The sequence below is a fragment of the Psychrobacillus sp. Z16_25 genome (assembly GCF_056856695.1).
In genome coordinates this window covers 66,499-91,517 of sequence record NZ_JBXEOV010000012.1, presented here as the reverse complement: position 1 = coordinate 91,517, position 25,019 = coordinate 66,499, and the positions used below count along the sequence as shown (strand labels likewise).

Annotated in this window: 19 protein-coding genes; 13 read left to right on the top strand and 6 right to left on the bottom strand. The window is 40.1% G+C overall.

Annotated features, from left to right (window positions below; translation table 11 throughout):
- The first annotated feature begins 22 nt into the window (after positions 1 to 22).
- From essC to AC1VU3_RS12970, 8 genes are all read left to right on the top strand, one after another.
- Entirely contained in the window at positions 23 to 4,498 is a 4,476-nt protein-coding gene (gene essC, locus AC1VU3_RS13005; protein ID WP_482983711.1) for a type VII secretion protein EssC, read from the top strand.
- A complete protein-coding gene (gene esaA, locus AC1VU3_RS13000; RefSeq protein ID WP_482983710.1) occupies positions 4,495 to 7,332 on the top strand; it encodes a type VII secretion protein EsaA in 2,838 nt (945 codons plus the stop codon). Before essC ends, esaA begins: the two co-directional genes overlap by 4 nt.
- Entirely contained in the window at positions 7,322 to 7,834 is a 513-nt protein-coding gene (essA, locus tag AC1VU3_RS12995; RefSeq protein ID WP_480390168.1) for a type VII secretion protein EssA, read from the top strand. Before esaA ends, essA begins: the two co-directional genes overlap by 11 nt.
- Positions 7,835 to 7,849: 15 nt before the next feature.
- Complete coding sequence (locus AC1VU3_RS12990; protein WP_480390169.1) at positions 7,850 to 8,218, top strand: YwqH-like family protein; 369 nt, start codon at positions 7,850 to 7,852, stop codon at positions 8,216 to 8,218.
- Between the two features lie 19 nt (positions 8,219 to 8,237).
- On the top strand, positions 8,238 to 8,537 hold the full coding sequence (locus tag AC1VU3_RS12985) for a YwqI/YxiC family protein (protein ID WP_482983709.1): 300 nt from the start codon (positions 8,238 to 8,240) through the stop codon (positions 8,535 to 8,537).
- 59 nt (positions 8,538 to 8,596) lie between these two features.
- Positions 8,597 to 10,057, top strand: a complete 1,461-nt coding sequence (locus AC1VU3_RS12980; RefSeq protein WP_482983708.1) for a ribonuclease YeeF family protein — start codon at positions 8,597 to 8,599, stop codon at positions 10,055 to 10,057.
- Between the two features lie 156 nt (positions 10,058 to 10,213).
- Positions 10,214 to 10,789 carry a hypothetical protein gene (locus AC1VU3_RS12975; RefSeq protein ID WP_482983707.1) on the top strand — a complete coding sequence of 192 codons (576 nt, stop codon included), beginning with the start codon at positions 10,214 to 10,216 and terminating at the stop codon, positions 10,787 to 10,789.
- Complete coding sequence (locus AC1VU3_RS12970) at positions 10,786 to 11,547, top strand: hypothetical protein (protein ID WP_482983706.1); 762 nt, start codon at positions 10,786 to 10,788, stop codon at positions 11,545 to 11,547. The genes AC1VU3_RS12975 and AC1VU3_RS12970 overlap by 4 nt, the downstream gene beginning before the upstream one ends.
- 59 nt (positions 11,548 to 11,606) lie before the next feature.
- Here the strand turns inward: AC1VU3_RS12970 and AC1VU3_RS12965 are convergent, their stop codons facing one another.
- Entirely contained in the window at positions 11,607 to 11,795 is a 189-nt protein-coding gene (locus AC1VU3_RS12965; RefSeq protein ID WP_480390174.1) for a hypothetical protein, read from the bottom strand.
- A gap of 196 nt (positions 11,796 to 11,991) precedes the next feature.
- On the opposite strand from AC1VU3_RS12965, the gene AC1VU3_RS12960 reads away from it, so the two are divergent.
- On the top strand, positions 11,992 to 13,590 hold the full coding sequence (locus tag AC1VU3_RS12960; protein ID WP_482983705.1) for a M20/M25/M40 family metallo-hydrolase: 1,599 nt from the start codon (positions 11,992 to 11,994) through the stop codon (positions 13,588 to 13,590).
- A gap of 88 nt (positions 13,591 to 13,678) precedes the next feature.
- Entirely contained in the window at positions 13,679 to 13,843 is a 165-nt protein-coding gene (locus tag AC1VU3_RS12955) for a hypothetical protein (protein ID WP_482983704.1), read from the top strand.
- Between the two features lie 46 nt (positions 13,844 to 13,889).
- Here the strand turns inward: AC1VU3_RS12955 and AC1VU3_RS12950 are convergent, their stop codons facing one another.
- The 3 genes from AC1VU3_RS12950 to AC1VU3_RS12940 are packed head-to-tail and all read right to left on the bottom strand — an operon-like array spanning position 13,890 to position 17,580.
- Positions 13,890 to 14,999 carry a mandelate racemase/muconate lactonizing enzyme family protein gene (locus tag AC1VU3_RS12950; RefSeq protein WP_482983703.1) on the bottom strand — a complete coding sequence of 370 codons (1,110 nt, stop codon included), beginning with the start codon at positions 14,997 to 14,999 and terminating at the stop codon, positions 13,890 to 13,892.
- Positions 14,989 to 16,158, bottom strand: a complete 1,170-nt coding sequence (locus AC1VU3_RS12945) for a M20 metallopeptidase family protein (protein ID WP_482983702.1) — start codon at positions 16,156 to 16,158, stop codon at positions 14,989 to 14,991. The genes AC1VU3_RS12950 and AC1VU3_RS12945 overlap by 11 nt, the downstream gene beginning before the upstream one ends.
- Positions 16,159 to 16,176: 18 nt before the next feature.
- Entirely contained in the window at positions 16,177 to 17,580 is a 1,404-nt protein-coding gene (locus AC1VU3_RS12940; protein WP_482983701.1) for a YfcC family protein, read from the bottom strand.
- Positions 17,581 to 17,880: 300 nt separating this feature from the next.
- Here AC1VU3_RS12940 and AC1VU3_RS12935 point away from each other — a divergent pair, with 300 nt between their 5' ends.
- Positions 17,881 to 18,366 carry a C40 family peptidase gene (locus AC1VU3_RS12935; RefSeq protein ID WP_480390180.1) on the top strand — a complete coding sequence of 162 codons (486 nt, stop codon included), beginning with the start codon at positions 17,881 to 17,883 and terminating at the stop codon, positions 18,364 to 18,366.
- Between the two features lie 521 nt (positions 18,367 to 18,887).
- On the opposite strand, the gene AC1VU3_RS12930 is transcribed toward AC1VU3_RS12935, so the two are convergent.
- Positions 18,888 to 19,964 carry a CdaR family transcriptional regulator gene (locus tag AC1VU3_RS12930; protein WP_482983700.1) on the bottom strand — a complete coding sequence of 359 codons (1,077 nt, stop codon included), beginning with the start codon at positions 19,962 to 19,964 and terminating at the stop codon, positions 18,888 to 18,890.
- 127 nt (positions 19,965 to 20,091) lie between these two features.
- Between AC1VU3_RS12930 and AC1VU3_RS12925 the strand changes: the two genes are divergently transcribed.
- Both AC1VU3_RS12925 and AC1VU3_RS12920 read left to right on the top strand, forming a co-directional pair.
- Entirely contained in the window at positions 20,092 to 21,222 is a 1,131-nt protein-coding gene (locus AC1VU3_RS12925; protein ID WP_482983699.1) for a glycerate kinase, read from the top strand.
- Positions 21,223 to 21,226: 4 nt separating this feature from the next.
- Positions 21,227 to 22,570, top strand: coding sequence for a GntP family permease (locus tag AC1VU3_RS12920; protein ID WP_482983698.1), 1,344 nt, complete (start codon positions 21,227 to 21,229; stop codon positions 22,568 to 22,570).
- Between the two features lie 189 nt (positions 22,571 to 22,759).
- Here AC1VU3_RS12920 and AC1VU3_RS12915 read toward each other — a convergent pair whose 3' ends face one another.
- Positions 22,760 to 25,009, bottom strand: coding sequence for an S-layer homology domain-containing protein (locus tag AC1VU3_RS12915; protein WP_482983697.1), 2,250 nt, complete (start codon positions 25,007 to 25,009; stop codon positions 22,760 to 22,762).
- Positions 25,010 to 25,019: the final 10 nt, after the last annotated feature.

Genomic DNA, 25,019 nt, shown 5'->3' with positions numbered 1-25,019 from the left:
ATTGGAAAGAAGGTGTTTGCATTTGATGCATCTATGGGTTTTTTATGGAGACGTTTATCAGAGAGTCCCGCTAGAAGAGAAAGAGGGAGCTATTATTCGAATCGGTCCATCTATTGAAGATGATGTGACCGTACTATCTTATCCTTTTATTCACGGCTCTATTAAGCTGATAAAAAGTGGAGAAACTTTTGAAGTATATGATGGAGATAGACAAACAGGGGTGTTACACCTAGGGAAGGAACTGCAGGTAGAGCAGAAGGAAAAAATGATACGCTTATTTATTTCACGTAATCCCTTATCTGCTAAAACCTACTATATAGACTTTGAGAATGAAGTTACGTTTGGAGGTAATGCTTCAGACGCAACTTTTACATGGAAGGAATCTGTTTATCCCTATGCAGAAGGAGGTAATTTCTCTCTTAATAAAGTAGCAGGTGGTTGGATTATTAAAAGAGATATTAATTGTCCATTGTATCTCAATGGTTATAGATGTGAATCTAATCAGCTATTGAGTATAGGAGATGTTTTACAATGGTCCCTTATAGAATTCCGTTTGGTTGAACGAGACATGCTAGAGGTAGTTTCCGCTGTAGACTATGAAAGTGTATTACCCGAAATTGAAGTTCCGAAATCAGAGGTACTGCAAAAGTATCCAGATTACCGTAGAACACCTAGGATGATTTATGATTTGCCAGATGAGAAGGTATCCATTACCTTTCCTTCGCAGGAGTCCGAGGATTCTAATAGAGGGTTGCTAACAGCGATTGCAGCTCCTCTTGTCATGCTTATAGTCATGGGTACTATTTCCATCATTTGGCCAAGAGGAATTTTTATCATTATCTCTATTACGATGTTTATTGTCGTGATTATTAATACGACCGTTCAATATGTGAAAGACCGCAAAAGAAGAAAACAACGGGAAGAAAAGCGAGTGAGAGTTTATACGGCATATTTAGAAAACCTCCGTGAGGAAATTCATGAGCTATCAGAGAAGCAAAAGTACGTACTTGCTTATCATTATCCTCATTTTGAACAACTCAAGGCACTGACACAGAAGCTTTCTGGGCGAATTTGGGAAAGGACATTAGAAAGTCACGATTTTTTAGAATTTCGACTTGGAGCAGGGACAATCCCATCAAGCTTTGAGATTAAGCTATCGTCCAGTGATTTGGCTAATAGGGAAATAGATAATTTGCTTGAGCAAGCGCAACGAATTGAAAAGGTCTATAAAGAAGTGCCAAACGCACCAGTAACGACGAATCTCTCTGATGGTATTCTCGGATTAATAGGAAAAGAGACTATTATTAAGCGAGAAATTCAACAAATTATAGGACAGCTTGCCTTTGCGCATAGCTATCACGATGTCCGATTTATTTATATTTTTAAGCATGAAGAATACAAGGAATTTGAATGGATGAAATGGCTGCCTCATTTTATGATTCCCAATATGCATGCAAAGGGTTTTATTCATAACGAGGAAACAAGAGATCAATTATTGTCCTCTCTCTATGAAATGATACGGGAAAGAGACATTTCCGAGGATAAAGGAAAAGTTACTCATTCGCCACATTTAGTGTTCATCGTGTCTAATTATTCTTTAATTGCAGAGCATGTAATTTTGGAGTTTCTAGAGAGAAAGAATACGCAAGAGTTGGGTTTCTCTGTCATATTCACAGAGACTGCAAAGGAAAGAATTACGGAGAATGTCCACACGCTTGTACGCTATGTGAATGAACGAGAGGGAGATATTTTAATTGAAAAAGGAAAGGCAGTAAATAAATCCTTTCAGCTCGATTCCTATGAACCAACCACCAATGAAAGATTTGCTCGTATGTTGAAGACGTTGAATCACCAGGTAGGTATGACGAATTCTATCCCGAATTCTGTAGGATTTTTAGAAATGTTTGGTGTCAAAGATGTGGAAGAAGTACCAATTGATCGATTTTGGAGAACAAACGAGTCGGCAAAATCACTTGCAGTTCCAATTGGCTTGAAAGGAAAAGAAGAGCTAGTTCATCTGAATTTACATGAAAAGGCACACGGACCTCATGGTTTATTAGCAGGGACAACTGGGTCCGGTAAGAGTGAGTTTCTCCAAACGTATATTTTATCGCTTGCAGTCCACTTCCATCCTCATGAGGTGGGGTTCCTGTTAATTGATTATAAGGGTGGAGGAATGGCGCAACCATTCAAAGGGATTCCGCATTTACTTGGAACGATTACGAATATTGAAGGAAGTAAAAACTTTAGTATGAGGGCTTTAGCCTCTATTAATAGTGAGCTAAAGAGAAGGCAACGGTTATTTGATCAATATGGTGTTTCTCATATTAATGATTATACAAGGCAGTATAAGAGTGGAATTGCAATGGAGCCACTCCCACACTTATTCCTAATTTCTGATGAGTTTGCTGAACTAAAGAGTGAAGAGCCAGAATTTATTCGTGAGCTTGTGAGTACTGCGCGAATCGGACGAAGCCTTGGGGTACATCTAATCTTAGCGACTCAAAAGCCAGGCGGTATAATCGATGACCAAATCTGGAGTAACGCACGTTTCCGTGTTGCCCTGAAAGTTCAGGATGCAGCAGACAGTAAGGAAATCTTGAAAAATAGCGATGCTGCTTCTATCACGGTTACTGGTCGAGGCTACTTACAGGTTGGTAATAATGAGGTTTATGAATTATTCCAATCTGCGTGGAGTGGTGCACCTTATATGGAGGAAACGTTGGAGGGAGAGGATGACGTTTCCATTGTCACGGACCTAGGACTGCTTCGTTTATCCGGAATTGAAACGGTACAGAGTAAGAAGAAAAGCAATTTAACCGAAATCGAAGTGGTTACCTCTAAAATTGCAGAGTTGCAACAGAAGCTGGGAATCTCCAAGCTTCCGAGTCCTTGGCTGCCACCTTTAGAGATGCGCATCGAACCGCCAGTTGGCTGGGGTAATCAGGAGGAGGCATTCCCAATAGGTATGATCGATGAGCCGGAGAAACAGGCACAGCTATTATATAGCTATAGCTGGAAAAGAGATGGAAATGTAGGGGTTTTCGGTTCCTCGGGGTATGGAAAATCTTATACTCTTTTGTCTCTATTGCTCGGCCTTAGTCATCATCTATCTCCAACGGAAGCTCATTTCTACCTATTAGATTATGGCAATGGTTCATTACTGCCGTTGAAACAGCTTCCGCAAACGGCAGATTATCTAACGATAGATGAGGTGCTTAAGCGAGGGAAACTCGTGAAGCTAATAAAAGAAGAAATAGCGAAGAGAAAGGTTGCATTTCAGCAAGCAGAGGTAAGTAACATTCATATGTATAATGTCGTTTCTGAAGAAAAATTTCCTCTACTCTACTTGGTGGTCGATAACTTTGACATTGTACGAGAGGAAATGGAAGAGCTAGAGGCACAGCTCATTCAGTTCGGACGAGATGGACAGTCTTTAGGTATTCATTTATTCATTTCTGCAACAAGAGTTCAATCCGTTCGACAATCTCTCATGAACAATTTAAAAACGAAAATAGTTCACTATTTAATCGACAGCTCCGAGTCTTATAGCATTGTCGGAAGAGTACCGTTTGATTTAGAGCCTTTTGCTGGAAGAGCAATCGTAAAGAAAGAAGATGCAAAGTTTGCACAAATGTATCTACCAGCAAGTGGAGCAGACGACTTTGAAGTATTAGAGGCAGTGAAAGCGGTAGTTCAGCAGTTGAAAGAGCACTATAAAGAGGCTCCATCTCCAGCTCCTATACCGATGCTGCCATTAGAACTTCATTCCGATAATTTTATGGAATACTTGCCTGCTGAAGAGCTTCGAACAATCCCTGTAGGATTAGATGAGGAAACGGTGAAGCCTGTCTTTATTGACTTCCACCGCAATCATCATTGCCTGCTAATCGGTCAGGCGCAGCGTGGAAAGACGAATACCATCAAGTGGATGATTGAACAAATGAAGAAACAGAATTCAGGATTTATCGCTATTTTTGATTCCTTTGATAGGGGCTTGTCCATGTACGCCGGGGAAACAGGCATACGTTATTTAGATACAAAAGAAGGTTTGGCTGAGTGGATTTCAGAGGTTGAGTCGCACTACGCAGAAGTGGAGCAGGATTTTGTTCGCAATATTCAACAAGGAAGAAATATTGAACTGCCTCTTTCCTATTTCATTGTAGATGGATACACACGATTCTTACAGGTTGCAGATGCAAGTGTCCAAGATCGCTTGTCCAAGCTAATGAAAAAGTATGCACACTTAGGATTTAATGTGATTGTTTCCGGAAACAATTCCGAGCTTACGAAGGGCTTCGATCCATTTACCAATGAACTCAAGCTTGTTCGTCAAGGTATGCTCTTTATGAAAAAATCAGAACAGACAATATTCGCTGTTTCTTATGAGCGAAAGGAAACAGAATTGCCTATAGGATATGCCCACTTTGTATTAAACGGAAATACCACAAAAATACTAACGCCGTTATGCAGAATTGAGAGGAAGATCATGCAATGAAAAAGACAAAAAATGTAGGGCTTTGGAAAATTGTTGCTGGTATTGTATTTATCATCGCAACGCCTATCTTATTTTTTCTGCTAATGGGTGTAAGTCCCTTAGATTTAGAAAAAGAAAATAAGAGAGTAATTGCCATTGTCAACGAAGATCAGGGACTTTTAAAGGATGAGGAGTCAGTAGAGATGGGAAAAGAGGTAGTCACTCTTTTAGGGCAGGACTCCTCATATGAATGGTCGGTTGTAGGGCGTGGAACTGCAGAAAGTGGATTAAAGTCTAACCAATACGAAGCGATTGTATATATTCCTTCAAATTTCTCAGCAAGTGTCATGTCGTATGATGAAAGCAATCCACAGAAAGCAGAGTTTACCTTTAAGCTGGATAATCAGAAAGCCGGCATCCAAAAGGAGAAGGTACTTCAGGAAATTAATGGTGCTACGAATAGGGTGAATGAAAAGATTTCTACCCTTTACTGGTCTTATATTGCACAGGAAATGGATCATATTAAAAAGGAATTTTCCAATATTCTTAAGACGGAATCAGAATTCTTAACAGCAATGGCTGGTTATTATAAGCCTGAATCGGAAGCATTAGCAGAGGAAATGACTAGACAGAAGGAGCAAATGGAGGGAATTCTCTCTACCTTAAACTCTACCAATAAATCATCTAAGCAACGGGTTGAGAACGCAGAAGTATTTGAACAGCAGATGAAAGGGTTTATTGATTACCTCCAACAGTATCGTACTTTTCAAGAAAAGCAAAAAGAGATACTGCAACAGGTACAAGATAGCAGCTTGGCCCAAATCCAGGCAGCAGCCGTTAAGCAGAATGAACAATTTGGTGAATCTATAAAGCAATTAGAGGACAATAACGAGAAATTAAATCAGGAAATTAAAAAAGTAAACGATATGGTTGCAGCGAATCAAGAAAAGTTTAACCAGCTATCTACTACCCGTAAACAGGTAGTAGATAGCCAGCTTTCAGAACTGCTAAGCGTACAAAAGAAAGCGATCGACCGTTATAACTTTGCCTTACTTCGAAGCCTGGAGAGAGATATCACCAATCAAAAGGATTCTGGGGTAAGTGGTATAGGAACGGTCGGATTGAACCCTGATGCGTTGGCCGACATAAAGGACGGTATGCTCGTTAAAATTGATGAAAAACGGACTAACGCACCACCACAGCTACACGAGGAAATTGAGAAGATAAGTGGGCTAGTAGCTGTTCTAGATTCCTTAAAGGAGAGCTTACAGGCTACAGAATCTGATTCGAGTTTGGTTTCGGAGCTTGAAAAAGTTCAAACTGAATTATCTACTCTCCATTCTGCAATAAGAGAAAAAGAAGATAATTTGTTCAGTTCTAGACAAGAGGAAATGGAGGATTATGTAACTGCAACAAACAATTATACTGAGCTATTAGAAAACTATCGCTCGATTTTTGAGGAAAACACTTCCATCCGTGACGTTTTGAATAATTATCCTGCTGACTTAACTAGAATTGGCGCTGAAATCAAACAGAAGGAACAAAAATTACTTGCCCATAAAAATATGAGTGGATCTCAAAAGGAAAGGTTACAGGAGCTATTCGATAAAGGTTATTCCACAATGAATCTTAGCTCAATGCTATCTTACTACGCTACGTTGCAGCAGTTTGAATATACCTTGAATGATGACATTCAAAATCAGATAAAGGATGGCATGCTAGAGGATGAAATTTTGACCGCATTGCTAAGGGATGTGGTAACTGTGCAAGAGGATGAACTTGAAGACTGGATGCAATTAGAAGAGAGCATACCTCAAACTCAACTAAGTGTAAATGAAATGGACACCACCTTTGCTGCGATTATGTCAGGATATGAGAAGAACATAGAACAACAGCATGTTGCATTGGTAAGCGAGTTAAATTCCATTAATCAGCAGGCGAATTTACTGCTTCAACAGCTTCAAAATCCTGCAACACTAGGGAATCCAGAGCCAGCACAAGGTATAACTGAAGGAGAGGTTGCCTCGAGCGGACAAAATATTAGCAGTCAGCTTTTAACGCTTAATCAAATGATGGTTTCTCTTTCTGATAGACAAAATAGTTTAGTAGGCTATGCAAATGATTTGCATGTGAAGGCAGGAGAATTAAAGGAAACATCAGTAGACTTTACTTCCAAATGGGAAACAAATGCGACTGCAATGAATGAATTTGAAGGAGATATTCAAGAATTCCTAGGGAATACGTATGTAGATGGACAGGAAAATGGCTATGTATTTGAGCATTATGTCAATCCCCTAGCGGTAAAAGGGGAGGCTGTACTTTCTGAGTCTGCTAGCAGAGTACCACCAGTTATTCTATTTTTAGTACTTCTATTGAGCAGTCTGTTTATTGGATATTTTACGTATCAGTTAAAGGCTGGTTCTGAGGGGATGAAGCTTGCTATGGCTGGAATATTATCGCTTATAGTAGGAGCAATCATCAGCCTATACAGTATTAATATGTATGTGTTAAATGATTCTCGAGCTTTAGAATGGTCTATCTTTACTGTCCTATTACTATTAGCAGGTGCTTCTCTTATCAAAGCTGCCCTAGAATTTGGTCAAGCAGCAGGGTGGATTGCTGGAATTGCATTAATGGCTGTTTATATTATTCCTTTATTAATATTGGCAGTACCAACAATTGATGTGCCAGATGTATTATCTACCGTCTATATGTCTATCAAGTACGAGCCAGAAACAAGCTTTATTTTAGGGGCAGTAGTGACGGCAATCATCGCTAGTATTATGCTGACAGTCTCCTATTTTATGGGGAGAAAAAACAATGCTACGAGGGTAGATGAGGTTCATGAAGCTTAAGCGGAATTGGTTACTGATATGGATGATTTCCTTTTTGGGAGCTTTTTCAGTAGAGGTACATGCAGAGGAGGATAATCCCTCCTCTGATTTAAATCCTTTGCAATATGAAAGCTTAAAGTTTAAAAAGAATACAGATTATCTACATGATGAAAAAAAAATAGAACTTAAGAACACATTGCCCAAAAAACAGTTTGATATTTTCTTTGATGGCAGGCAGCAGCTTCCTGAACGAGGGGATACCTCTTACTTGTTTCAAACAAGTAAGCGTGGCGAGATAAGTACGGTTTCTGCCAGATCACAGGAGCTTCAGTTATTCTCCGAAGAAGCATCTTCTTCTGTTATACAAGCATCTGACAAGATAGAGGAAGGAAGCGCCAGTAAGCTCCCTATGATCATTATCATTACTTTATTAATTTTATCAATTGGTTCCCTATTTCTATTTATTGTACCAAAGCTGTTAAAAAACGTAGATTCACCTAGAAGTGTTCAAACAAAATCATAGGAGTGGATGGTTAGCATGCTAAGTTATTATCTCGCTCTTCTAGCTAAAAAGCAGGAAGAGGTAAGACGCTTAAATACTTGTAAGTCTTCCCTATCGGGGAAGAGAGCGGATTTTCAATCTAATCAACATAAATGTCTAGAGCCACACTTGACGACAACCACCTGGCATGGCACTTTAGCGGATAGCTTTGATCATATCCGGGAGGGTGGAATTGAAGCATCGTACTTAGAAATTATGGGAAGTCAGTTCGATGCAGCTTTCACGGCAATTGATAACAAGATTGCCTCCTTAGAGGCAGAAATAGAACAAATTAAACGGATTATCGAAGAGATTCGTGCACGAGAAGCAGCGGAGGCAGCTGCAAGAGCAAAAGCTGCCAAATAAGGTGAAGGGGTGACTGTTGATGGCAGAAATTAAAATGAAATATGCAGATGTAGAGGCTCAGATTGATCAGATGAATAATGCTGGGAGCTCCTTAGACCCTTCCAAGCCAGAGCCTATTTCTGGTAACACCTTAAACGTAGTAGATAAATTAAGTAATCTATCTGATGAACTAGAAGGGGTATTGCTCCACTACCAAGAAATTTTAGCATCGAATAACCAAACTTCTACAGCGTCGGTTCAATCCATGAAAGAGACGGATGAAATGATTTCAACTGGTATTAACTCTTCAATGAATGGACCGAGACTGATGGCACATTAACAGCTGCAATGACAAATTAAAACTAGGGGATTAAAACCTGTTTTCCCGGAGGTGCTCATGTGAAAGTATTGCAAGTAAGTTCTTTTAATGCTGGGCTGCAAAGAGAAAAGGAATGGCTAACAAAGCTTGAGGGAGAAATGAAGGCTATTCAACAAGCAATTGATGGATTTGTAGCTCTGGAGGATTCGCTAAAAGGGCAAGGAGGAAATGCTCTAAGGGCATTTTATAATGATTGTCACTTGCCCTTTGTCCTATTTTTTCAAGGATTTCAATCTGCTTTCCAAGACGTATTAAGCAATATGAAGGCTTCTCTTCAACAGCTGGAGCCAAGCGATGCTGGGTATATACAGCAAAGCTTTCTTGAAGGGGAAGTTGAAAATGGTTTAACGGAGATTTCTACGATAACTGGGAATCTTACAGACGAGGCAAATAGTATCATGGATACGGTAGCAGACATCGTAGGCCTGCCACATCTGAATGATAGCGATGTGCAAAGTGAAATTAAGAATGCCAAGAAAAAGAGAGATACAACAATCACTGACTTGGAGGCTTTTGATGCCAATCAAACTGCTGCACTAGAAGTAGCGGCAGTTGGAATCAATAGCTTAAAATCGTGGCTGAACGATATTGAATTTTTAATGGCAGAGGGGTTAGCAGGTGTTGATTTCCCCCAAGACGAGTGGAATCAAGCGCAAAGTGGTACGTTAATTGGAAAATTCTACAAAAACTATCAAGCGGATTTATTAGCTAATAACCCACGTGTTACCGGGAATGATGTGGATGTATGTACACCTAACAATGCGGAAGCCTCTGGAGGTGGAGGCTTAGAAGGCATGGCTTCATCTTTTTTATCAGCTATAGGTCTGGATGCATCAGATTGGAAGGATGAGCCTATTGTTGCAGCAGCTACGTTAGCGACCTTTAGTGATTCTGGATATGCCGCTCTTAAAGAAATGATGCTAGCTAAACAAGGGTTTGGAATAAGACGTGAAACAAAAGTGACCGCTCAAGGAAAGACGAGAGTTGTCATCAAGCTAGATAGACCTGAGCTTATAGGTGTGAAAAAGAAAACTTATACAGGCGCTAATGCAACAAACTATACAAAAATCTTTAAGCGTGTAGATGCAGCAACGAGAGTGAAGGAGACATTTAAATACGCTGGCAATAAAATAGGTTTTATTGGAGCTGGAGCTACTCTTGTAGGTAATATATTCCATGGTAGTAGAAGAGGAGACACAGTTGGAGAAATTGCAGGTGAAGCTGTTAGTGATCTTGCTGTAGCAACTGCATCTTGGACCGCTAGTGCAGCAGCTGGTGCAAAAATTGGAGCCATGGCTGGAACATTTGGTGGACCTGTGGGAGTAGTGGCAGGTGCAGCGGCGGGCTTTGCAATCGGTATAATAACTACTGCTATGCTAAGTGACTACAAAATTTTTGACGCAGATGGGGATGGGAAAAAAGATTCTGTCGGAGGAATGATAAAAAGTGGCGTATCTAAGTTAGTCGGATTATTTGGATGATAGGAGAGAATGAAGATTAGTAAACACATAGACGAAATTACAAAATCCTACTTACGGTTTCAAACACCGGAAGAAAATAGATCAAACATCATTACATTTTTTTTAATCTTTTTATATTTTATTGGTCTCTTTCCCCTGATAGGGGATCCAGTTTCTATGAGTTATATTTGGTGGACTATAATTCCCGTAATTCTCATAACTATATGGGGATTACTCTACATAATAAACCCCTATAAATATGAGAAATCTTATTATCTCTTTTTTGGGGTGTATGGAATAGTTAATACATTTGTATTCTTCTTATCTATACAGAAAATGCTTTATGTAAATATGAATGCCACTGGTAGCTATGTATGGATAAGTGGGGTTATTTTATTCCTAGCTTTAATTATTGGGATAAACATATTAAATGTGAAAGCTATTTATAGTGGTACGTATCATAAGCTCCAGCAGAAGAAAGGAATATCTGTCAGTTGGATGGCAATTGGGGGAATCGGCTACGCGCTTGGGCAACTAGTTTTGTCCTTTGCTAATTCTGACTTCGCTATAGAAATGATCATCATCGTATGTATTTCTTTTCTAAGTGTATTTACTGCCTTTTTTTCTGTTCATATTCACAAGTACTTTTACATAAGGAAGCATCTAGAGGAAGTTAAGCAGCTATATCCTCAGTTTGGTTTACCGAAGGAGGAAAGATATACAAAGAAAAAGCGAAAGAAGGGGAAAAAATGATACCCAGTTTTTCACACAAGGATCTCTACTTTTTAATGCAGATAATGGATATAGATATTCTCATTGGGTTCTCCAATCCCTTTGAGGGAAAGGCTCATCACGAAATATCTCCAGAATGGAAGAAGACACGGGAAAAGCTAGAGCAGCTTCAGCTCTTAAAAATCACGGATAACGATGTACAGATGGAGGAGCAGTTCCAACGTGCATTGTGGATTATGTCACGGACAAATCTAGTAGTAGAAATCTTAAAGGATGGAAATCAAAAGAGTTATTTTTACTTTAGCAGACAAAATGTGGTGGAGTGTACGCAAGTGGAGAACGGGGAATTCACCCTTTATATGCACGGAGCCTCAGAGGATACATGGAATAATGTCATCTATCCTAGAATGCTTACTGGTGTCGAAGAGAGAAAAATACTCACGAATGAAAAGGTTTATGTGTCTCCAAGGGAGTATAATAAATGGGTAAAGGATAATAACATGCAGGCGGCAAGCGATGCAAATCCAGCCTTGAAGCAAGCATTTCAACAGCGAACACACAATCATCGGATGATGCTATTTTATAAGGGTGAAACAGATTGGATGGTGGAGGGCCTCCATATATTGACATCTCCGGCTGGAAACTGGGTATTGAAGATGATGAACAAGGATGGCGTGGAACTATTAGAGGGCAATCAATCTACGAATATGGGAATTGTTTCAGCTATATTATCCTTGCTCCAAATAGTTATGGAAAAACAACAAGCGATTGTAAAATAATAAAAACGCATGTCATCTTTTATCGGATGATATGCGTTTTTATAATGGGATTTGACATTTCATAGTTGTGTTCTCACCTGAATTCTTTCAATTTGTGCTAGATTAATCGTATAGTTATTCTCTGTAATAATAAATTCTCCTCCATTGGCGTATTCCCTTTTTGCCTTTCGGATATCCGTGTCCGTCTCCAAAACTAAGCTATGTCCACCTTTAAAGGATAAAAAGAATTTATATTTTTTTGTCTCCAAATGGTCACCTCCTTTCAAAAATTGTACCATATGGTTTTATTTTTGGAAATATATTCATAAAAAGTAATTCGATTTATTTATGCTTAACTTCTAGACAGTTCATTATATATTATAAATACTAATATTCTAATTAAATTGACTTCTTTATTAGGAACACTTATATTTTAGATAATGAAATGGAGAGTGGGGAAATCACATGCTGTGGGATACATCAGAAAAGCTGAGAAAACTTTTATGTGAGCTAGTAAGCTGGAAAAGTATAACGCTAACAGAAGGGGAGAGACTGTTTGCGCCAAAGCTCATAGATAAAATGAGAGAGTTAGAATATTTTCAAAAACATCCGAGTCGATTGCAAATGCATGATGCTGGTCTAGGAAGATCGGTAGTGACTGGACTATATAAGCATTCATCTGCTGTAGATACAATCGTTATGATTAGCCATTTTGACACAGTACAAACAGAAGAGTATGGAGAGCTAGAGCCACTAGCATATTTCCCAGAGGAGCTAACAAACTATTGGATGGAGCATCCTCAAGAATTACCGGAGAGTGCCAGAGCCGATTTGAATACAGGTAAGTATTTGTTTGGACGAGGCACAATGGATATGAAAATGGGACTTGCCCTTCATATGCAGCTAATAGAAAAGGCAAGTATGGAGAAATGGCCAATCAACCTGTTACTTGTAGCTGTCCCAGATGAAGAGGTAAATTCAGCTGGAATGCGTGCTGCTGTGCCACATTTAGTAAATATTCGTGAAGAATATGGCTTACATTATAAGCTTTTCTTAAATAGCGAGCCGTCCTTTGCACAAAATCCAACGGATATAGACGAGTATATCTACTCTGGAACTATCGGCAAAATTATGCCTGCTGCTTTATTTTATGGAAAAGAAACACATGTCGGAGAGCCTATGAAAGGAATCACTGCCAATTACATTGCTTCTTATCTAACACAGCGCATGGAATTTAACCCGATTTTCAGCGAAACTGATTTAGGAGAAAGTACACCCGTTCCAGTATCTCTGCAACAAAAGGACTTAAAAATGTCTTATTCTACACAAACTCCTTACCGAGCAGTAGCCTTATATAATGTGTTTTTATTCAAACGATCAGCATTTGAAATCATGGAGCTGTTCGAGCGAGTGGCTAACGAAGCAATGAGTGCTTTAAATGAAAGCTATAAGGTAATCTGTGATAGAGAAAAGGTTTTGGGAGTAGGACCAGTAAAGGTTTTACGCTATGAGCAGCTACTAGAATATGCTAGTAACAAGCTTGGAGCAGAGAAAGTAGAGGCATTAAAGAAAGAGGTGCTATCTCAGGAAGAGTGGGATGACCGTGAAAAGTCTCTACGAATCGTGGACAATCTGATGATTGCCTGCCAAGAGTTAGCGCCAGCTACCGTTCTATTGTTCGCTCCACCTTATTACCCGGCTGTAAATACTTCCAACGACCTGCTGATAGTGGAAGCGATGGAAACATTGAAAAAGTCAGCGGAGTCCTTTAACAATACAGTTAAGCAGGTTCACTATTTTAACGGTATTTGCGATTTTAGCTACGTCAATTACCAGGATGAAGGAAACGGTTGGACAGCCTTCGAAAGCAACACGCCTGTATGGGGCGAAACGTACAGCATTCCATTCAAAGAAATGGCTCAGCTGAAGGGACCTGTTTTAAACGTAGGTCCTTTTGGTAAAGACCCGCATCAAAAAACGGAGCGCTTACATGTAGACAGTGCATTCGTTGAAATGCCAGTGATGCTGGAAACTTTAATAAAGAGCTTTTTCGAGACAAAATAATTAGGAAGACATCCCATATACAGTGTGGGATGTCTTTTTTTGATCGACTGACGTATAACTAGTTATTTAGAGTTAGAGAGTTCTCATTTTGTTGTGGTTATTTGGAAATGAAAAGGAAATACTTGCGGAAGGCAGCCGGTTACTTGCGCTTGGGTGTAGAATACTTGCGCTGGCTGGGATTTTACTTGCACAATTGGCTTTCTTACTTGCGAAACCGACTGATTTACTTGCAATATGGTCACCGAAATGGTGAATCCACTCTTAGCCCATAAGAAAAGATCATGGAAGCTCCATGATCTTTATTCGATATTAGCTGATAGATAGGTTAATTCTTTCAAAGATTCTTCATTTATGTCGAGCCCAAGCCCTGGCTTGTCAGTCAAATGGACGAAGGGAACGTTATAATTTAAGTTAGCGATATCCTTGCTAAACATCAAGGGGCCAACTAGCTCGTTGCTCAGAATATTTTTCTTGGCAAGCGCTAGGTGAAGACCAGCTGCAGATGCAACTGCTGACTCGACCATGGAGCCTATTTGACATTCGATTCCACTAGTCTCTGCTTGATGAACCATCTGAGCAGCTGGATAGAGCCCGCCACATTTCATGAGCTTGATATTAATCTTGTCGGCAGCCCTTTTTTCGATTACTTCTTTCAACTCTTTATTACCATGGAGCCCTTCGTCGATCATTACCGGGATAGTGGTTTTTTGTTTAATTTCCCAAAGACCCGCTATATCGTCCGCTATTACTGGCTGTTCAATCCAGTCAATCTCTGCATCGAGTATCCTCTCTAGAACGTAAAGGGAGCGGCTGCTGTTTTTCCAGCCTTGGTTTGCGTCTACCTTTAAAGGAATGCTTGGCCCAACGGCTTCACGTACTGCCTTGATTCGCTCGACGTCCAGCTTGTGGTCTGTTCCAACCTTCAGCTTAAGTGTTTGATAGCCTTCGCGGACAGCTTCTTTGGCTTGAGTAGCCATCTTCTCGGGCGAAAGGATACTGATCACCTTTGGAATCTCTAAAGCATCATGGTATTGTCCACCCAAAAGGTTGTAGACAGGCTGACCTGTTGCTTTTCCCATTACGTCATAGCAAGCAATGTCGATTGCGGCTTTTGCAGAAGGGACGCCTAATACGAGCTTGTTCATCAGGTCATGGATTTTTTCTATTTGAAAAGGATTGCAGCCGATTAGAGCTGGTGCAATTGTTTTCGTAAGCACGGCATAGGTGCTTTCCCATGTTTCACCGGTAACGTGTTCATCGGGAGTGGCTTCCCCGTATCCGATAACCCCGCATTCGGTCTCCATACGAACGATAATGGAAGGCATGTCGTCATAGGTATGATAGCTTACGATAAACGGTGTTATTAAGGGCAATCTGATAGCGAACACTTCCAATGATTTAATTTTCATTGGAAGCAGCCTCTTTCAAATAGTCCATCACGCCATTTGTAAATAATTCAACGCCCACTGGGAGCATTTCTTCGTCTATATCAAACTTCGGATGATGGTGTCCATAAGGAGCTTCTGGTTTTCCTACACCGATAAACGTAAAGCTTGCTGGAATCTCATGTGAATAGTAGGAGAAATCCTCGCTTCCTAAAATCGGATCTATTTCTACCACCTTATCCTCACCGAAAAGATTGATTGCCGTCTTTTGAATAAAAGAAGTCAATTCTCTATTATTTAAAACTGGTGGATCGCCGTGTATATATTTAAAATCGTAGGTTGCGCCAAAGGACTTGCATACCCCGTCGATGATTTCTTCCATTCGTTTCTCAATCAGGTAGGAGGTTTCTTTATTGAAATAACGAACAGAGCCAGAAGCATACGCGGTATCGGGAATCACGTTATAGTTAGTGCCTGCTCTCAGCTCTCCTACGCTTAGTACGGCATTGTCGATTGCTGAAATGCTTCGACTAATAATCGTATGGAGCTGTGTAATGATATGGGAGATAACGAGCGTTGGATCGACTGTTTGCTCTGGCATCGATCCATGTCCACCCTTCCCATAAATCTTTATTTCAAACCGATTGATTCCTGCCATTGCTGGGCCACTGCGTACACCGATAAGTCCGCTTGGCAAAGGCTGCCACAAATGATAGCCAAATATTGCTTCGATATCCTTTAATCCATTGGCCGTAACGATTTCTACTGCGCCACCCGGCACTTCTTCCTCTGCATGTTGAAATAAAAGATGAATGGTCCCGTGAATAGAAGACTTATTATCTACTAGTATTTTCGCAACTCCTAGAAGAATAGACATATGCCCATCGTGCCCACACGCATGCATAACACCTGGGCTTTGAGAAGCAAAAGGTAAGCTGGTTTCCTCTAGAATCGGAAGGGCATCCATGTCTGATCTAATAGCTACCGTTTTACCAGGATGATCACCTTTAATAATGCCTATCACATCTTTGCCAGTCACTGTATACGTTTCAATACCTAGTTCATGCAATTTTGCGGTAATATAAGCTTTTGTTTCCGTTTCATGATGAGAAAGCTCTGGATGCTGATGTAAGTATCGACGCTGTTCGATAACCCACTGATTCAACTCGTCTCCTAATTTCATGTTGCTTCATATCCTTTCTTAAGAAAAACCAATGTAATGAGCAATTGTCACAAAAATAGCTCCTAATGTGTATTGAATAATGATTAATGGGAAAATCCATTTCACCCATTTCACCCATGAAATTTTTGCTAAAGCCAATCCAGCCATAAAGTAGCCAGACGTTGGTGTGAAAATATTGGAAATACCATCTCCGAATTGGAATGCAAGGACTGCTGTCTGACGAGTAACGCCAACTAAATCCGCTAATGGAGCCATGATTGGCATGGTTAGAGCTGCCTGGCCACTTCCAGAAGGGATAATGAAGTTTAATAGACACTGAACAATATACATACCGAAAGCCGCTAACACAGCAGGCATTTCACCGATTGTAGAGGAAAAGGCATGTAAGATCGTATCCATAATCTTACCGTCTTGCAAAACAACGAGTATACCATTTGCAACACCGACTACAAGTGCTCCCATCACCAGTACACTACAGCCTTTAATGAAGGACTCGGAAATCTGACTGAAGTTCATCTTTCCGACTAACCCTATTAAAATCCCCATAAGTAAGAAGAGACCTGCAATTTCTGATAGATACCAGCCGAATTTGATTACTCCAAAGGCTAACGTTACTAGTGTTCCTAGGAGGATAGCGAAGATAATCTTATGGCGTCCAGTAAGTGTTGCGATTTTATTAGGAATAATAAAATCATCTTCTTGTTTTTCACCATACATAATACTTTTCTTAGGATCTTTCTTTATTTTATTCGCATATCTCATCACATACCAAATGCTGACGATGAGAAAAATAACAAAGAAAATAATACGTAGATACATACCTGAGAATATAGGAATCTCGGCAATACCTTGTGCTACACCCACTGTAAAGGGGTTTAAAAACGCTGCTGTAAATCCTGCAGAAGTACCTACCAATACGACGGCCGCACCAACCATGGAATCATAACCAATAAGCAACATCAATGGAACTAAAATAGTTATGTAAGGAATAGTTTCTTCCGCTAGACCAAGCATTGCTCCAGATAAAGCGAAAAATGTCATTAAGATGGGGATGAGCAGTATTTCTCTTCCTTTTAGTTTTTGTGAAATAGATCCTACTGCTGCTTCAATTGCTCCTGTAGTTTGAAGGACTCCAAAGGATCCACCTACAATGAAAATATAAAAGATAATACCAGCAGAATTTACCATTCCTTTATGAACGGCTTGGAAGATAGACCAGAATCCAGCGGGTGTCGACTCGGTTTCTGCATATGTATCCGCAACGACTACCGTCCTGCCTGCATCGTCTACAATTCTCTCATACTCCCCTGCAGGTAATATGTATGTAGCTATAGCTGCAAGGATGATTAAGGAAAATAAAATTACATACACATGAGGGATTTTAAACTTTTTTTCATCATGCTTTTCCGTTGAATTACCCATTAATATTCTCCTTTTCTTTACAATTATTTCTTAATTAATTTATTATACTGAGAAAGGAATAAATATTCAATTAGTTGTAAGAATATTTTAAAATGACGTGATAATCTCTTCTATTTCCTGCAAGAAAGGAAATAGATTCATAATAGGAGGTAGTAGTTTATACTACAAGATGAGCTGTAAAATTCCTTTGTAACCTTTTTGTTACACAAATGTAAACTCACTTACGTTTATATCGTGTTAGGATGGGTATAGAGAAATTTTGGTAATTTTTCAATACGCATCTATGGGGGAACTTACGGTTTGACTTCTTTGTTTAAAAAAATCATCACTATTTTTAGTTTGTCATTAGTTTTAGCCGCGGGAACATTTGGAGGAAATACAGCAGAAGCATCATCTGTATCATCAACAGAAATAGTATCGAGTGCGAAAAATTTAGTTGGAATTAAATATCGTTTTGGTGGAACAACGAAGGCAGGCTTTGATTGCTCAGGATATATTGGCTACGTTTACAAACAAAATGGAATTAAGCTTCCGAGAACTGCAGCAGGTATGTACAGCACAGGAAAAAGTGTGAAAAAAGCTAATTTACAAACTGGCGACTTAGTATTTTTCAATACATCCGGAAAAGGTGTTTCCCACGTTGGCATGTACATAGGTAATGGAAAGTTCATCCATGCATCTACATCCAAAGGTGTTCGTGTTGATAAATTAAACGACCCATACTATTGGGGCAAAAAGTATGTAGGTGCTAAAAGAGTAGCTACAGTTGCAGTAGCAAAAAAATAAAATGACTGTTCAAACCGTTTCGGCTATGTTGCTGAAACGGTTTTTTAATACTTGAGGAGCCTGGCGACCTGGGTGAGCAGTTTACTCTCGGATAGAGTAGATTTACTCTCGGTTGGCTGGTCAATACTCTCGATTAAGGCTGCTTTACTCTCGGATAGCGCCGATTTATTCTCGTTCAGCCGGTTTACTCTCGCTCGAGGAGGATTTACTCTCGTTCAGCGGTGATTTACTCTCAATTAGGAGATTCATATTCTTGTATAGAGGAGCCAGGCCAACCGGTTAGTAGCTTACTCTCAGATAGCTGGCTAATACTCTCGATTGGCCGATCAATACTCTCGATTAAGGCTGCTTTACTCTCAGATAGAGCCGATTTATTCTCGTTCAGCCGGTTTACTCTCGCTCGAGGAGGATTTACTCTCGTTCAACGGTAATTTATTCTCGGATAATCGAGTCATACTCTCATATGACCCAGCCCCCCTGGTCAGTTGTTTAGTCTCGAATAATCTAAATTTCTTCAGGAGTTACTTATATAGCCAAAGCGCGATTTGCAGTAGGAGTGCATCATGAAAGATGGTTGGGTCATAGCCAGTTATCTCCTTGATTTTCTGTAAGCGATAGGAAAGAGTGTGCCGGTGAATGTTTAATTCATCAGCGGTAGCTTGTAGCTGTTGATTTGTATTAAAGTATGATTGCAGGGTATGTAAGAGCTTTTTATCGAGAGAGCCAACTAGTCGGTTTGTGAAATGAGCTACCTCTGTTGTTTCTCGACTTTTTAATAAGGAAAAAAGCTCAGCCTCTTCAAAATATCGGATGTGATTTTTTTCATTTCCGTATACAAAAGCCACCTTGGCGGTCTTATATGCATATAGTACTTGTTCTAAGGTGTTTACCTCTTGGCCAATCCCAATCGGCAAAACGTGATACTTTCTCATATAGGATATAAAGTTATTTACTATATGAGTAAACGCTTGTTTTGATAAGCCGGAGACTAGGATGAAATGCTCCTTATCTTGGTAGTGTCCCACTAGCACAGAGCCTTTGGGAAACAACAGATCAATTTCTTGAAGGATGCTTTGGTAGGAGCTTGATTCTGGATTTATTTCTAGCATAATAGCATGATAGGGTGGGATATTTTTATACCCTAGCTTCTTTAAGCGTTCCACGAGCAGTTTCTTTGGTGGCTGTCCACTCATTAATTCCTCGAAAATCATTTCTTGCAGTTTTCTTTTCCACTCTCTCTCGGAGACTATTAATGCTTGGTGAACCATCATTTCGGTTGTCAGCTGTACAAGGTTCGCAAACTCCTCGAGCTCCTCAGGATTTCCGGTTATGCCAATTACGCCTACCAACTCCTTTTGAAAGAAAATAGGCATGTTGATGCCAGGCTTTGAATGTGGAAATAGATGATTATTTTCTATATTTATTCGTAAAGGGAGCCGCGTATGAGCCACCTCAATTGCTCCTTCATGAATGCTGTTAATACGTAGCTGATCTCCAGATGCAAGAATTACTCCATTTGTTTGCATGACATTTATATTTCGATGAAGCCGCAGCATTGTCTGTTCTACAATCTGTTGGGCTAATTGTTTTGTAAGCATATTTCCACCTCTATGTATAAAAACTAAGCTGTTATAATACAGAAATTTTATACTAAAAGTATAATGTAATTTCATGCAATTAGCACTATAATTTTTGAAAGCGCTTTAATAGATTGGAGGAAAGCCTGTGAGAATCGTTATTAGTCCGGACTCTTTTAAGGGATCCTTGACCGCAATAGAGGTAGGAGTACAAATGACTGAGGCAATAAAGGAAGTAAACGCTGAAATAGAAACTGTACTATTACCTGTAGCAGATGGAGGAGAAGGAACATTAGAGCCTCTCATAGAAGCGACAGAAGGAAAGCTGATAAATGTCCAGGTACATAATCCTTTAGGGAAAATGATAGAGGCTTCTTATGGGGTTCTTGGTGACGGCAAGACATGTGTGATTGAGATGGCAAAAGCATCTGGCTTGCCATTGATAAAAGAAGATGAGAGAGATCCTTATAAGGCTTCTAGCTTCGGGACTGGAGAGTTAATTCTACATGCATTAGACCAAGGCTACCGAGAATTTATTATTGGAATTGGAGGCAGTGCCACGAACGATGGGGGCACAGGAATGCTTCAAGCTCTTGGTGTTACGTTTTCTAATACCATAGGAGAGGTTATCCAGCCTGGAGAATTTTTACTGGAGGAGTTGGGAGAGATTGATCTAGCTTCCTTTGATTCTAGAATTATAGAATCAAAGTTTACAGTAGCTTGCGATGTAGATAATCCATTTGTAGGACCCCATGGAGCTACGGCTGTGTTTGGTCCACAAAAAGGAGTAATTGCAAAGGATGTACCGTTGTTGGACCAGAAGCTGGTAGCGCTTGGCGATAAAATAGAAGAAAAGACTGGAATACGTATTCATGAAAGTCCTGGGGCAGGAGCGGCAGGGGGTCTTGGCGGAGCATTACTAGCTTTTTTCCCTGTCGAATTAAAACCAGGAATAGATGTAGTCATGGAAGCAATACATTTTAAAGAGAAGCTAAAAAATGCTGATTTGGTCATAACGGGCGAAGGAAAAAGTGATCGTCAGACACTGGCTGGGAAAGCGCCACTCGGAGTCACCAAATTGGCAAAAGAATTTGGAATCCCTACTATATGTATCTCGGGGATGGTCGAGGATAAAGAGCTGCTCTCTTCTCATTTTTGGAAGATTGCCAGTGTGGTAGATGGATTTGTTTCAAAAGAAGATTCTATGAACAACCCAGGCTATTATGTAAGACTACGCACGAAAGAAGTATTGCAAACCATTCTAGAGGAAAAGAGGTAGAAACATGTTATTTTTGATTATTCTAATCGGCGTCTTGTTTGTCGTGTTAGCGACTGCAGTATTTAAAGTGCATCCATTTTTATCATTACTAATCAGTGCTTTTTTTGTAGGGATCGCTTCTGGTATGCCGTTATTAACAGTAGTGTCTACGATCAATACGGGTTTTGGCAGCTTGATGACAAGCATTGGTATCGTTATCGTGGCTGGAACGATTATTGGAGTTATTTTAGAAAAATCTGGTGCGGCTTACCGTATGGCAGAAGTAATATTACGATTTCTTGGGGAGAAGCGCCCGCAGCTTGCAATGTCAATGATTGGGTATATTGTGTCCATCCCAGTGTTTTGCGACTCAGGATTTGTTATTTTATCTAGCTTGAAAAAATCGCTGGCAAAGCGTGCAAAAGTAAAGGTAGCTTCTATGGCGGTTGCGCTTTCCACTGGACTATATGCAACTCATACATTAGTGCCACCGACTCCGGGTCCAATTGCAGCGGCAGGAAACATTAATGCGACGGATTACTTGGGAACAATTATTTTAGTTGGCTTACTGGTTGCTATTCCCGCAGTGCTTGTGGGATACATTTGGGCAGTAAAGGTAGGAACGAAAATCGATGTTCCTGCAGACCATGAGGAGGCTTTGGATTACGAGGAGGTAATAAAATCCTTTGGAAAAATGCCTTCTACATTTAAAGCATTCTTACCGATTGTGTTACCGATTTTATTGATAGGTATCGGATCAATTGCCAAACTGACGCTTGATGAGTCAGGGCTATCAAACTTTCTACAATTTTTAGGTTCACCAACAGTTGCATTACTCTTTGGTGTGCTGGCGGCATTCCTGCTTCTTCCTGAAATCAGTGAGACGACATTGACAGGCTGGATAGGCGAGAGCTTGAAAGAAGCTGCACCAATTTTACTAATCACTGGTGCTGGTGGAGCGTTTGGAACAATTATAAAAGAATCTGGAGTTCAAGCTATATTAGAAGAAATGGACCTAAGTGCTTTTGGAAGTGGCGCCTTATTCTTGCTAGTGCCATTCCTAATAGCAGCAGCGCTTAAGACGGCTCAAGGTTCTTCCACGACTGCATTAGTCGTAACCTCTACTTTGGTTGCACCAATGCTTGTAACATTAGATATAAGTGGAGCACTTCCATTAGCACTTGTGGTTATGGCAATCGGTGCTGGTGCAATGACAGTGAGTCATGTAAACGATAGCTATTTCTGGGTCGTAACGCAATTCAGTGGAATGAAGGTAACAGATGCTTACAAAGCACAGACGATGGCTACTTTGTTACAGGGTGTAACCACTATTATTGTAACTATGCTTTTATGGCTAATATTCGTATAAAGCTTTGAAAAGAGATGAAGCAGAGTTAGATATTAATAGCTATCCTTCGTATAAAATATTTTTCAAATTAAGCAGTTAGCATTAATGGTTTAAGGGTAGCCAGTAACCTAAGCTGAAAGTAAGAAAGGACTTACGATTTTAGAGAAAATCGTAAGTCCTTTTATTTTATTTGTTCAGGCTTTCCTCTTTTTAATTGGTGATTGTTACAATTTTCTCTCCAATGACATTGCCGTATTCATCGAAGGCGATGAATTTTGCTTCGGAGAATAAGGAAAGGTTAGCGATTTCATAGCTTGCTTTTTCAATTGCAAAGTAGTTTTGTCCTCTGTCAATTAGCTCGTAATCAATATTTCCTTCTAAAGAAGAGAAGCGAACAATGACTCTTGCTGTCGTTCCACAATTATTATCCATAAAGGTATTCAGGTATAGACTATTGCTTGTCAGCCTAATGGTAGGCGAGATAAAGCCTTGGTTGAAATACGAGCAGCTTGGAGGTGGAGTTACACATGTTATTTCATTGATGATTGTTTGGTAAGCAGTAGTTATGTTCCTGCTATCTTTCACATGGAAATAGCTTCCTCCAGTAGTAGCTGCCACTTGCTCTAAAAATTCCTCATTTAGCTGGTTCTTGTCGCCTAAGCCTATTGTATAAATCGTCACATTAAGATCCCTAGCCTTTTGTAAAAGAGTTAATAATCTGTTTGTGTTTGATTTTCCATCAGACAACAGAATGGCTACCTTGGGTGTCTGGTTATTAGAGAACCTATCAAGCGCTATATCTAAGCCAGCCACAATGTTGGTTCCGCCAGATTGCGTGACATTATAGAAGGAAGAGCTTACAGTATACTGATTTCCTGTTGCAAGCAAATAGCCGCTCGAGTTGAAGTGTGATCCAACGTTATAGGCTGTACCGAGCTTGGAAATCATCTCTTGTGATTTAGACACCCTTAGTCGATCAGGATCATTACGCTTCATACTCCCAGAGGAATCGATAATAAAACCTATTTCATAATCTCTCGGACAGCTGTAATCAATGGTTAATGGGTGACTAAGATCTACTTCCTGCGTTTGTGGTCTATTTACCACTGATCCGACGATGGAGCTATATCTAGGATCTGCCTGTGTAACAGTTGCAGTAAATTGACCGAAGCCCCTGTTACGATTGTTTTGAACAGTAGTGCTGGCGACCCCGTTAATAAATTGTACTTCATTGCTAATGAAGTTAAACTGTGAGGACGTAAACCTTACTTTTCCATTGTAATCGGTAATGACATCTCCACCTGGGCGAACGATTGTAGCTTTTACTTGAATGGTTTGGTCACTATAGCTATCGAAGCCCCAGCTATAAACTTCATGTTCAATACGAAGCTCTGCTTTTGGTTCATATGTAACTTTTACATTAACAGGGGTCTTATAGCAGGACATGTTGACACCAGAATAATTGCCTTCAGTGATTGTGAAGGAGATTGTATCCGTTACGTTTTTGTTTGATTTGATTGCTGTGATGTTCGCTGTAATATCTGGACCATCCGAATAAAGTGTAGTAGCAGAATTGACCTTGCTGCCATTCTCTGTCGTGATGGATGCTCCTAGTGCAGAACGGACAACTAGTGGAATTGATTGGTCAAATGAAATTGGGTTGCCGTAACAATCCTTCAGGGAAATGGTGATGAAACTGGAATCCACACCATTAGCTAGTAAAATTGGCTTTTCTATATCAACTCCTGCTACGCGGGAATCGGTGCCAGTAGCAGGGGGAGTGTTTGTGCCCGGCTTCGTTGGGCTAGGAAATACGATTGTTCCATTATCGGGGAAATCCGCTGGCACATCAGCGACATTTCCATTTTTTACTCCTACAATTTTATAGACTCCTCTGTTTTCAAGTCGCTGAAGCAATACGATTGCATCGGCTCTTGTCAGTGTTCTCTTGGGCTGAAAGTCTTCATATGTTTTCTTTCCGCTAGTTCCATTTGAAAGTCCTTGGCTATATAAGTATTCCACGGCATATCTCTCGGTAAGCTTATAGCCATCTGCTGCTGCAATAATTTTTGCAAACTGCCCACGAGTAATTGGTTTATTTCTTTGCTTCGAATCAGAGAGGCCTGCTAAAGGGATTTGTTTGCTCTTGAAATAACGATAATATCCTGCAGAGCTTGCTTCCCCTTCCTTTGCAACATAGGGAGAAACCCGTTTATAGGAACTATCCTGCTTTGTTAAAACTGAAATTAGCTGAGATTCTGTTATAGCTTTGGTTGGCTTGAAGGTCCCATCCGGGAATCCTGCCGTTATTCCTTTTTTAGTCGCCCACTCGATGGAGCTGTATGCCCAATAGCTCTTATTGATGTCTTTATAAAGATTCGCAGCGCTTACTGAGAGAGAGCTTGTTAGGAAAAGAAAAAATATGGATAGAAGTAGACCACGTCTCAAAGTAGCTTTCATTAGTATTTCC